Source organism: Bacillus sp. B4EP4a, assembly GCF_006680105.1.
GTDB classification, from domain to species: Bacteria; Bacillota; Bacilli; order Bacillales; family DSM-1321; genus Peribacillus; species Peribacillus simplex_E.
Window position 1 is genome coordinate 87,795 of sequence record NZ_VHIK01000005.1, and the last position, 12,246, is coordinate 100,040.

Annotated in this window: 10 protein-coding genes; 2 read left to right on the plus strand and 8 right to left on the minus strand. The window is 43.6% G+C overall.

Annotated features, from left to right (window positions below):
* Positions 1 to 12 precede the first annotated feature (12 nt).
* The 4 genes from FNK51_RS02360 to FNK51_RS02375 all read right to left on the minus strand — a co-directional run bounded on the left by FNK51_RS02360 (position 13) and on the right by FNK51_RS02375 (position 5,589).
* A complete protein-coding gene (locus FNK51_RS02360; protein WP_098370210.1) occupies positions 13 to 1,149 on the minus strand; it encodes an acyl-CoA dehydrogenase in 1,137 nt (378 codons plus the stop codon).
* A 35-nt stretch (positions 1,150 to 1,184) separates the two neighbouring features.
* Positions 1,185 to 2,036: a 3-hydroxybutyryl-CoA dehydrogenase gene (locus FNK51_RS02365; RefSeq protein ID WP_141992320.1), complete on the minus strand. Its 852-nt coding sequence runs from the start codon at positions 2,034 to 2,036 to the stop codon at positions 1,185 to 1,187.
* A gap of 31 nt (positions 2,037 to 2,067) precedes the next feature.
* Positions 2,068 to 3,258: an acetyl-CoA C-acetyltransferase gene (locus FNK51_RS02370; RefSeq protein WP_141992321.1), complete on the minus strand. Its 1,191-nt coding sequence runs from the start codon at positions 3,256 to 3,258 to the stop codon at positions 2,068 to 2,070.
* Between the two features lie 201 nt (positions 3,259 to 3,459).
* Positions 3,460 to 5,589 (minus strand): (Fe-S)-binding protein, encoded by a 2,130-nt coding sequence (locus FNK51_RS02375; RefSeq protein WP_141992414.1) that lies wholly within the window; start codon positions 5,587 to 5,589, stop codon positions 3,460 to 3,462.
* Between the two features lie 291 nt (positions 5,590 to 5,880).
* On the opposite strand from FNK51_RS02375, the gene cls reads away from it, so the two are divergent.
* A complete protein-coding gene (gene cls / locus FNK51_RS02380) occupies positions 5,881 to 7,083 on the plus strand; it encodes a cardiolipin synthase (protein ID WP_286178546.1) in 1,203 nt (400 codons plus the stop codon).
* Between the two features lie 28 nt (positions 7,084 to 7,111).
* A complete protein-coding gene (gene uvsE / locus FNK51_RS02385; protein WP_141992322.1) occupies positions 7,112 to 8,065 on the plus strand; it encodes a UV DNA damage repair endonuclease UvsE in 954 nt (317 codons plus the stop codon).
* 49 nt (positions 8,066 to 8,114) lie between these two features.
* Here the strand turns inward: uvsE and argS are convergent, their stop codons facing one another.
* From argS to speE, 4 genes are all read right to left on the minus strand, one after another.
* Entirely contained in the window at positions 8,115 to 9,785 is a 1,671-nt protein-coding gene (argS, locus tag FNK51_RS02390) for an arginine--tRNA ligase (protein ID WP_141992323.1), read from the minus strand.
* Between the two features lie 3 nt (positions 9,786 to 9,788).
* A complete protein-coding gene (locus FNK51_RS02395; protein WP_098370215.1) occupies positions 9,789 to 10,229 on the minus strand; it encodes a YwiB family protein in 441 nt (146 codons plus the stop codon).
* A 274-nt stretch (positions 10,230 to 10,503) separates the two neighbouring features.
* Complete coding sequence (gene speB, locus FNK51_RS02400; protein ID WP_034315888.1) at positions 10,504 to 11,382, minus strand: agmatinase; 879 nt, start codon at positions 11,380 to 11,382, stop codon at positions 10,504 to 10,506.
* Between the two features lie 14 nt (positions 11,383 to 11,396).
* On the minus strand, positions 11,397 to 12,224 hold the full coding sequence (gene speE, locus FNK51_RS02405; protein WP_053348438.1) for a spermidine synthase: 828 nt from the start codon (positions 12,222 to 12,224) through the stop codon (positions 11,397 to 11,399).
* Between the last annotated feature and the right edge of the window lie 22 nt (positions 12,225 to 12,246).

Here is a 12,246-nt window from a genome sequence, read left to right on the forward strand (position 1 = left end):
AATTTTTCGTAATTATAGATTCTTACTGATGACCATTCTCTGTATTTCGCTGGTACCCTCATAAATTTCAGTTACCTTTGCATCCCTGAAATAGCGTTCGACCGGATATTCCGTTGTATATCCATAGCCTCCGAACACTTGGACTGCTTCAATCGCCACATCGACAGCCGTCCTCGAAGCGAATAGCTTAGCCATTGCCGCCTCTTTACCGCAATTCAATCCCTGCGAGCGTAAATAAGCCGCCCGATAGACCAGTAGCCTTGAAGCTTCTATGCCCGTTGCCATTTCGGCCAGTTTGAAACCAATTCCTTGTTGTTGCGCAATAGGTTTGCCGAATTGCACCCTGCCTTTTGCATATTGGACAGCATGTTCCATGGCACCCTCAGCAATTCCCAGCGCTTGAGCGGCAATCCCGATCCTTCCAGCGTCCAAGTTGGCCATTGCGATCTTAAAGCCTTCACCTTCTTTGCCAAGGAGATTGGCTGTAGGGACTTTCATATCCTCGAACGTTACCTGTACGGTACTTGAGCCATGAAGGCCCATTTTACGTTCATCTTTACCGATGATTAAGCCTGGCGTCCCTTTTTCTACGACAAAAGCGGAGATTCCCTTGCTTCCCTTCTGAGGGTCGGTTGAAGCAAAAACAATAAACACATCCGCTTCCCCGCCATTGGTGATAAAAACCTTGGACCCATTTATTCGATATTCTCCGCCTTCCTTGACTGCCACTGCCTTCGATTTCAAACTCGCAGCATCGGAACCTGAGCTTTGCTCAGTCAAGCAAAAGGCGCCTAAATATTTACCAGCGGCTAACTTAGGCACATACTTTCGCTTCTGCTCTTCCGTTCCAAAATAAACGATTGGATTTGTTCCAACAGAAGTATGAACGGACAGTATGACACCGAGAGTGGGACTTACTTTGGAAATCTCATTGATGGCAATGATATAAGACATGAAATCCATACCCGCGCCACCGTATTCTTCTGAAATCGGAATTCCCATCAAACCAAGCTCACCCATTTTTTTCAGAATCGCTTTTGGAAACACGCCTGTTTCCATTGCCTCGATATGAGGAGTGATCTCATTCTCCGCAAAAGCGCTTACCATTTTCCGCATCATTTCCTGTTCTTCTGTAAACTTGAAATCCATCCTTCATCCCTCCATAGCTGCACATCTTTCCATGATTAGTTATATTCGTAAAAGCCACGTCCTGATTTCTTGCCTAGCCACCCAGCTTTTACATATTTCCTTAACAGCGGACACGGTCGGTATTTATCGTCTCCCAGCCCTTGGTGAAGGGTTTCCATTATATACAAGCATGTGTCTAGCCCAATGAAGTCAGCTAGCGTAAGCGGGCCCATCGGATGGTTCATTCCCATTTTCATTACGTCGTCGATCGCCTCTTTAGTAGCGACGCCCTCATATAGTGTATAGATGGCCTCATTGATCATCGGCATTAAAATCCGATTAGCTACAAAACCTGGAAAATCATTGACTTCCACCGGTACCTTGTTCAAGGATTCAGCCATCTTTTCAACTTCTTTATAAACTTCATCCGATGTAGCAAGGCCTCGAATGATCTCAACCAGCTTCATGACCGGAACGGGGTTCATAAAGTGCATGCCAATTACCTTTTCCGGCCTTTTCGTGGCAGCGGCTATCTCGGTAATCGGAAGCGAAGAAGTATTTGATGCAAGAATGACGTGTTGCGGTGTGATTTCATCCAACTCGGCGAATATTTTTGTTTTTATTTCCATGTTTTCCACCGCAGCTTCAATCACTAAATCTACCGCAGCCGCATTTTTCAAATTAGTCGATGAAGTCAACCGGGAAAGGATTGCATCTTTCTCCCCGGATTCCATTTTCCCTTTTTCAACCTGCCGGGAAAGGTTCTTGGTAATTGTCCCTAACCCCTTTTCTACATATTCATCTTTTAAATCGTGTAAAAGAACTTCATAACCGCTCATTGCACAGACCTGGGCAATGCCAGATCCCATCTGTCCCGCACCAATGACCATCACCTTTTGAATGCCCATGAAAATCCCCCCTCATTTATCTATGAAACTATTATCCTTGCTTAGGCACTTCAATTAAAATGGCATCTCCCTGACCGCCGCCACTGCAGATCGCCGCGATGCCCAATCCCCCTCCGCGGCGTTTCAGTTCATGCATCAGCGTAATGATGATGCGGGCACCACTTGCCCCGATTGGGTGACCTAATGCTACAGCCCCTCCGTTTACATTCACTTTTCCCGGCGCGATGTTGGCAATTTTCCCACTGGCCAGTGCAACCGCTGCAAATGCTTCGTTCACTTCAAACAAATCAATTTCCTCTATCGACTTACCTGTCTTCTTCAGGAGTTCATTTATGACCAAACCTGGCGTTTTAGGGAAGTCCTTTGCTTCCACTGCCACTTCTGCATGAGCTAAAATATAGGCAAAAGGCGTTTTCCCTTCTTTTTCCGCACGTTCCTCACTCATCAGTACGAGTGCACCTGCCCCATCATTGACACCTGGTGCATTACCTGCCGTAATGGTCCCCTCATTATTGAAGGCTGGACCTAATTTAGCTAACTTACCAGCAGATGTATCTTTTCTTGGCGCTTCATCATGTTCGATGGTAATTGGTTCGCCTTTTCGTACCGGCACCTGTACGGAAATGATTTCTTCTGCAAGAATACCGCCATCGATTGCCTTTATCGCCTTTTGATGACTCTCGTAAGCCCAGCTATCTTGTTCCTCACGGGTGATTTCAAGATCATCGGCAGTACTGTTTCCGTAAGTCCCCATATGGACGCCCGTAAAACTGCAGCTAAGTCCATCCGAAATCATCGTATCCTTCAGTTCCCCATCACCCATCCTTAGGCCCCACCTTGCTTTCGGAAGGATATAAGGCGCATTGCTCATCGATTCCATTCCGCCGGCAACAATGATTTCCTCTTCACCTAAGCGAATGATCTGATCAGCCAATGTGACACTGCGAAGTCCTGATGCGCATACTTTATTAATGGTTTCCGTTTTCACTTCCCAAGGCAATCCAGCATGACGGGCTGCCTGGCGGGACGGTATTTGGCCTTGTCCTGCTTGAAGCACATTCCCCATGATGACCTCGTCTACTTGGCTGCCTACAATCCCTGCCCGAACAAGTGCCTCTTTGATTGCTATTCCACCAAGTTGTGATGCCGTCAAACTGCTAAGGCCACCGCCAAATTTACCAAAAGGTGTTCTCACACCGCTAATAATCACTGTTTTCGCCATCATTATTTCCCCCTATAAGTAACATTGATTGAACGCTCGCTCAATTTGGAGTTAAAAAAATAGTGTTGTAAGCGCTTAATAATATATTATATTACACATTTTTCTCAAAAATGAAAATATTTAGTTTATAAATATTTGAAAATATTGCCTGCTTCCATTTGATCCAACCCATTTGGAAGAAGCAGGCAATTCCATTTTAAATTAAGAGGCAATCGATTTATTTTCACCAATGACCGCTTTTTCTAGTAGTTCAGCTACATCATACGTTTTAACATTTTCCTCAACTTCTTTTGCTTTCGTCCCATCAGATAGCATGGTCAGGCAATAAGGACACCCTGAACTGATCACTGTTGGACTGACGGCTAGCGCTTGTTCGGTACGGGCCACATTAATGCGGTTTCCTGTTTCCTCTTCCATCCACATCAAACCGCCTCCAGCTCCACAGCACATACCCTTCTCTCGGTTACGCTCCATCTCAATAAGTTTCACACCATCAATGGATTGCAAGATTTCACGCGGCGGGCTGTAAACTTCATTGTACCTTCCCAAGTAACAGGAATCATGAAATGTAATCGTCTCATTCACCGGGTACTGAGGCACCAACCTGCCTTCACTGACAAGTTTGGCTAACAGTTCAGTATGGTGATACACTTCCGCTTCCAAGCCAAAATCCGGATACTCATTCTTAAAGATATTGTATGCATGCGGATCGATCGTCACGATTTTCTTAATTTCATTCTTCTGGAACTCTTCTATATTTTTCATTGCAAGCTCCTGAAAGACAAACTCATTACCCAATCGACGGGGAGTATCCCCTGAGTTTTTCTCCTTATTTCCGAGAATTGCAAATTTGACGCCCGCTTCATTCAATAATTTAGCAAAGGAAAGGGCAATCTTCTGGCTACGGTTATCGTACGATCCCATTGAACCTACCCAGAATAAATACTCGAATTCTTCGTCTGCCTTATTTAATTCCTTTACGGTAGGGACACTGACATCTTCCCGAAGGCTTCGCCAATCTTCCCTCTCTTTACGGTTCAGTCCCCACGGGTTTCCTTGACGCTCAATATTCGTCATGGCACGTTGCGCATCAGGATCAAGTCTGCCCTCTGTCAACACTAGATAACGGCGCATATCGATGATTTTGTCGACATGTTCATTCATTACCGGGCATTGATCTTCACAATTCCGGCATGTGGTACAAGCCCAAAGCTCTTCTTCCGTAATGACTTCGCCAATCAGGCTCGGACTGTAAGCCTCGGTTGCTGCAGCAGATTCCTGCGCCCCCTGCGCGGCACCAGCCAAAGCTATCTTATTTCCCTTCGTATTTCCAAAAACAAAAGATGGCACCCATGGCTGCTTCGTTGTAACGGCAGCGCCTGTATTTGTTAAATGGTCACGCATCTTGATTATGATATCCATCGGTGACAGCATTTTACCGGTACCTGTAGCCGGGCACATATTCGTACAGCGCCCGCACTCCACACAGGCATAGAGGTCCACCATTTGGTACTGCGTCAAATCTTCGATATATTTAGCACCGTAATATTGATTGCCTTCTTTGTCGAAAACCTCTTCTTCCAAATCAACCGGTTTCAATTTCCCCGGATTGTCCAGTCGATTCAGGAATACATTTATCGGACCGGCAATCAAGTGAGCATGCTTAGATTGCGGGATATAAACAAGGAAAGATAATATGATCAGTAAATGCAGCCACCAAGCTACATAAAAAACGACTGTCGCCGCTGTTGTCCCCATCCAGCCGAATAGGAAAGCGATGCTTGATGCGACAGGCTCTGACCAAGTCGCATCGTGTCCATGCCAGATCATCCCCATTCCATTCCCCAGTAATACGGTGATCATGATACCGGTTATGAAGATGACAACCAAACCTGCTTTGAAATCCCTTTTCAAGCGAACGAGCTTTTCGACATAACGGCGGTATGCCGCCCATAGAATTGCAACAAGAACGGTAAGCGTCACAATCTCCTGGAAGAAAGTAAAGGGCGGATAAACAGGGCCAAACGGTAAGTGCCACCCCGGTCTTAAGCCTTTAACGAAAAAGTCAAGTGCACCAAATTGCACTAAGATGAAACCATAAAATAACATGGCATGAATGATCCCGCTCTTTTTATCTTTAAAGAGCTTCTTCTGTCCAAATACATAAACCCCGATTTTAACAAGACGATCTTTCACACGGTTATCGAATTCCACTTTTTTGCCAAGTTTTATATAAGCTATACGGGTCTTTATCAAGTAGACAAACAAACCGGCGGCGTAAGCGGTTACAAGCAGGAATGCAACTAAGTTGATCCACAGTAAACCATTCATTTCCATGCAGTCTTTCCCCCTCTTTAGTAAATTGCAAATGCCAGGTACCATTTTGGGAAATTTGGCATTTTTCTGAAATTTAATTAATTCCATTATATAATGAATGAGCATTCAGTCAACTTTTTTCTTTCTAAAACTATTTAATTTTTCTGGACCTTAATTATATAATTCGACAATTTCGTGTATTACCCTTCTGCATTCTAAAAAAATGAGGACCCTCTCCCCGCTTTTTAATGGTTACTAACAGGGAATTAGAGCCAAACTAAATATAATCATTTAGGGGGGATTTTTTTGAAGATAATCACTACGATTGCCTCTATATTTTTATTGATCTTCTCTTGGTGCTGGGTTGATCTTAAGGTAGGGCATAAGCGTTATTTGAAGCACGCAGCCAACATAAAATATCCGCCTCGGAACAGCGACATGACTGTATTCACATCAGGGAAAATCCTGTTTGATGATTACATGAAGGAAGTAAAGCAAGCTAAGGACTCCATCCATATCCTTTTTTATATTGTAAAAAATGATAAATTCAGCAAGGACTTTTTGAAGTTACTGCAGTCAAAAGCGAAAGAGGGCGTGGAAGTGCGGCTTTTAGCCGATTGGGTAGGAAGTAAAGGGATGTCCCGCCAAGTCATTCAGGAACTAACTAAAAGCGGCGTTCATTTTTCTTTCAGCTTTAAACCGAAACTCCCCTTCCTTTTCTATACAATACAAAAAAGAAATCACCGTAAGATCACGGTGATAGATGGAAAAATCGGCTATCTTGGCGGCTTTAATATCGGTAAGGAGTATATAAACCAAGGGGAGAAGCTAAACCCGTGGAGAGATTACCATTTAAAAATGACCGGGGAAGGTGTAAAGGACCTTCAGGAAGTCTTCCTCTCGGATTGGTTCTATGATACAAACGAGGATTACAGAGGAACGCCTGCCTATTTCCCGACATTGACACCCGGGACGCAGGCACAGCAATTTGTCGTCACGAATGGCAGTGATCTTGAACAGTCACTTACACACATAATTCGGCAAGCCACTAAAAAAATCATTATCGGGACCCCATATTTCATTCCCAGTGAAACTTTATTTCAAGAATTAAGGGAAGCACTTGCACGCAATGTTTCCCTTACGATCATCGTACCTGAAATTTCAGACCATGCCCTTGTCAAGGAAGCTTCTTTTCCCTATTTCCGGGTACTAATAAAAGAAGGGGCTGAAATCATGCAATTTCAAAGAGGGTTCTACCATTCTAAGGTGATTCTGATTGATGATATAATGTGTGATATCGGTACGGCTAATTTTGATAAACGCAGTTGTTTTTTAAATAGTGAAATCAATTGCATCGTATTTGACCGGACATTCATAGAAGATGTAGAAAAGGAGTTGGCAGTGGACCTAGCCGAATCCAAGCCGCTAAACGAGGACGAGATTTCCAACATGAATGTAGTCCGTTCAGCAAAAGAATCGCTGGCTGCCATCCTTTCTCCTTTTCTTTGACATCCCGTTGCTCAAGGAGAAAAATATAATGAAAATAAGATTTGGATTCGTATCCAATGCCACCTGTTTATGGGAAGCTTCTCCGGCTAAGACACTTACTTACAAGCGATATAGCTCACTTGGCGCGGAAAAAGGAATGGAAAAACTCCTGGATGTGACAAGGCAGAACATTGAAAGTACCTTAAGGGTCCTTCAATATAACACGGCACACCAAATAGAAATATACCGGATGTCCAGTTCCATTGTTCCTTTAGCCACACATCCCGAAATAGAATGGGATTTCGTTACACCTTTAAAAAAAGAGTGGAAACAGCTTGGCGATTGGGCCACTGCACACAAGATGAGGATCAGCTTTCATCCCAATCAGTTTACGCTGTTTACCAGCCCTAAGCCCGAGATTACACAAAATGCCGTAAAAGATATGGAGTTCCATTATAAAATGCTTGATGCAATGGGCATTGCGGACACCTCTTTCATCAATATCCATGTCGGTGGGGCCTATGGTGATAAAGAGTCCGCCCTTGTAAGGGTTCATGACAACCTTAAATCGCTGCCTATGCACGTCAAGGAAAGAATGACTTTTGAGAATGATGATAAAACCTATACAGCATCTGAAACCCTGAGCGTATGTAAGAGGGAAGGCATCCCACTTGTATTCGATTACCACCATCATCTCGCAAACCTTTCAGATGAGCCGCTTAACGAGCTGCTCACCGAGGTATTCACAACTTGGAGTCTGGCAGGGGTGGTACCAAAGATTCATATTTCATCCCCAAAATCGGCAGGTGAATTTCGCTCGCATGCAGATTATATCGATTTGGACTTCATCATGCCCCTTTTTAAAGTGCTTAAGGATCTTGGACAGGACGTGGATTTCATGATCGAGGCCAAGATGAAGGACCGGGCAATGTTGCAGCTGATTGAAGATATAGCTAAGGTTCGTGGTGTAAAAAGGGTGAGCGGCGGTGCCGTCGAGTGCTAATTAACCTAAAAAAAAGCGGCTGTTTCGCTAGAAACAGCCGCTTTTTCCATTACATTTTTTCCGGTGCAGAAACCCCGATTATAGCTAATGCATTCTTTAAAGTAATTTGGACGGATTTGACCAGTCCTAGACGCGCCTTACTTCTTTCCATCTCTTCAACATCCAAAACCTTATCTGCATTGTAGAAACTGTGGAATGTAGAGGCCAGGTCGAATATATAATTCGTCATGCGGTGAGGCATCCGTTTTTCGGCTGCTTCCGCTATTGCCTGCGGGAACTCTCCTAATTTCTTCAAAAGCTCCACTTCTTTTTCAGTAGATAGGGCAGAGAAATCAGTTACTCCTTCATAGCTGATCCCTTGTTCCACACCTTGGCGTAAAATGCTGGAAATACGGGCGTGGGCATACTGTGCATAATAAACCGGGTTTTCATTGGACTGTGATACCGCAAGATCCAAATCGAAGTCCATATGAGTATCCGCACTTCTCATCGCAAAGAAATAACGTGTTGCATCCAGTCCTACTTCATCAACAAGGTCACGCATCGTAACTGCTTTACCGGTACGCTTACTCATCTTCATTTTCTCGCCATCCTTGTACAGGTGAACAAGCTGGATGATTTCCACTTCAAGCTGCTCGCGTTTGTACCCTAATGCTTCGATCGCTGCTTTCATACGCGGTATATAGCCGTGGTGATCTGCACCCCAGATATTGATCAGCGTTTCAAAGCCGCGCTCCAATTTATTACGGTGATAGGCAATATCCGGTGTCAGATATGTGTAAGACCCATCCTGCTTAATAAGCACCCGGTCTTTATCATCGCCTAATTCCGTAGAGCGGAACCATGTAGCCCCATCTTCCTCGTAAACATGGCCCCTTTCCCTCAACACTTTGAGTGCTTCATCAATTTTACCGTCTTGATATAGGGAGGTTTCGGAGTACCATACATCAAATCCGACACGGAAATTACCCAAGTCCGTTTTCAGTTTTTCCATTTCATATTTCAAGCCGTACTCACGGAAAAATTCAAAACGTTCCTTTTCATCGGCATTTACATATTTATCTCCATATTCACTGGCAAGCGTCTTACCGATGCCAATGATATCTTCGCCATGATAACCGCCCTCCGGCATATCCTTTTCGAGGCCAAGTGCCTGGAAATAGCGGGCTTCTATGGAAATGGCCAAATTATTAATTTGGTTTCCTGCATCATTGATATAGTATTCACGTGAAACATCATAACCTGCTTTAGAGAGGATATTACATAACGTATCACCTACTGCTGCACCACGGGCATGACCAAGATGGAGATCACCGGTCGGGTTCGCGGAAACGAACTCCACTTGGATTTTTTCGCCTTTACCAAAGTCACTTTCCCCATATGTTTCATCCACTTTCAAAATGACAGGAATCAATTCTGTCAAATAGGAATTATTCATGTAGAAGTTGATGAAACCAGGTCCTGCAATTTCAATTTTTTCGATGGATGCTTTTGAGTTGTCAAAGTTTTCGATGATTGCCTCTGCTATCATCTTTGGCGCTTTCTTTGCAATCTTCGTTAATTGCATGGCCATATTCGTGGAATAATCTCCGTGTGTCTTATCTCTCGGCAGTTCCAATACAACATTTGGAATCTGCTCTTCCGTTGCTAAACCAGCTTTAATGACCGCCGCTTTAATCTCTTCTTTCAGTTTTTCCTGTACCTCTTTTACTATATTCATGCGCTATGCTTCCTCCTTGTAGGAAATCGTCATCTCATATTGACCGGGTTCGCTTCCCTGCATATGTAACATATATTTAAGGACAAGTTTCCCTTGTTTGGTCTGTTCATCCCATTGATGATGTATCTTCTTCGCGGTCGTCCGTAATCCTAACCTGCCATATATACTTTCATAATGTCCATTTGTCGCTTCCTGCAGGCGGAAAAGCTGTCTCATTTTAATGGCGCCATTTCTAAGCAGGATCGTTTCATCCGGTTTGTGCTTAATGGTCGTTTGTGTTTGACCGGCTTCATTTTCCTCTTTATATTGCAAATATAAATCTGCACCTTTATACATTTTTGTACCAAATGTCACCAGCTCATACGTTTCCGTTTCTGAGCCGTGCATGATTTTTGTCTGTAAAGTCACTTTAATAGCATGCTTATCTATATCATGAAGAGTCAAAGCTACACTTCCTTCATCATGTCGTTCTTAACTTTATAAGTATAAATATTCTTCAAGGAAGTTTCAACTTGGAGCGGAAAATAAAGTGTAAATCCAAAAGTGTGAGGATAAACTGTCGAAATCATGTTGTTGCAATTCATTTGATTTTAACGCAATAATGACTCATTGGGGCGGAATTATTCAAAAAGGGTCCTTCAGATGTAAAATTCTTTTCCTGAATGGATAAAAAAAGACCATTCCCGCTAAAAAACGGGAACAGTCAAGTCTTCCATCATTAACCTTTTTGAACCCAACCTAGAATCATTTCGCGAATCAGCTTGCTAGCCGTGTTCGCAGTTTGCTCGGATGGATCATAAATCGGTGCCACTTCTACTAAATCGCAGCCGACTACATTAATCTCAGACCGTGCTATCTCATGAATCGAAGCCAAAAGCTCTTTGGAAGTGATGCCTCCACAATCTACGGTGCCTGTCCCTGGCGCATGCGCAGGATCAAGAACATCGATGTCGATCGTCACATATACAGGACGACCAGCTAACTGCGGCAGTACTTCTTTCAGAGGTTCAAGAACTTCAAATTTAGAGATGTGCATGCCATTTTCTTTTGCCCATTGGAATTCTTCCTTCAGACCGGAACGAATGCCGAAAGAGTATACATTTTTCGGGCCGATAAGTTCTGCGGATTTACGGATGATGGACGCATGGGAAAGCGGCTCTCCCTCATAATCCTCACGTAAATCTGTATGGGCATCCATATGGATGATGGCCATATCGGGATACTTTTTGAACATGGCTTTAATGACTGGCCATGTGACAAGATGTTCCCCTCCCATACCCATTGGGAACTTACCTGCATCCAACAAGCTGTCGACAAATTTTTCAATCATATCGATACTGCGCTGCGGATTGCCGAATGGTAATGGAATATCCCCGGCATCAAAGAATTTAACTTCCTCTAATTCACGATCTAAATATGGACTGTACTCTTCCAAACCAATCGAAACTTCACGAATCCGGGTAGGGCCGAATCGAGAACCCGGACGGAAACTTACCGTCCAGTCCATCGGCATGCCGTATAGTACAGCTTCTGATTCCTCAAAAACAGGGTGGCTTTTAATGAATACATTGCCTGAATAGGCTTCATCGAATTTCATGGTCCATGCCTCCCTTATTTCACTAAATCTTGAACGAATTTAGGCAGTACGAAAGCTGCTTTATGAAGTTCTTTTGTATAATATTTCGTTTCTATTTCATGGAAACGGTCTTCAGTCACTTCTAATGGATTATATTTTTTCGACCCGATCGTGAACGCCCAAAGGCCGCTTGGATACGTCGGGATATTTGCTAAATACAGGCTGGTGATCGGGAATATTTCTTTCACATCACGTTGTACATCGCGAATTAAGTCCGCTTTAAACCAAGGGTTGTCGGATTGTGCCACAAAAATCCCGTCTTCTTTCAAAGCTTTGGAAATCCCGGCATAAAAACCTTTTGTGAATAAATTGACAGCAGGTCCGACAGGTTCAGTCGAGTCAACCATGATCACGTCATATTCATTTTCACTTTTGGCGATGTGCATGAAGCCATCCCCAACTTGTACGTCTACACGCGGATCTTCAAGCATGCCTGCAATCTCAGGCAGGAATTTCTTTGAGTATTCGATAACTTTCCCATCGATATCCACCAATGTAGCTTTTTTTACACTTGGGTGTTTTAGGATTTCACGGATAACTCCTCCGTCCCCTCCACCTACAACCAAAACGTTCTCTGGATTAGGATGGGTAAATAAAGGAACATGGGCTACCATTTCATGGTAAACGAACTCATCGCGCTGTGAAGTCATTACCATGTCATCCAGCAATAGCATATTGCCCCACTCTTCCGTTTCAATCATATCAAGCTTTTGAAACTCAGTTTGCTCCGTATGTAAAGTACGATTCACTTTCATCGTAATACCAAAATTCTCTGTTTGTTTTTCAGTAAACCAAATGCTCATTTATTAACGCTCCTTTTCCATT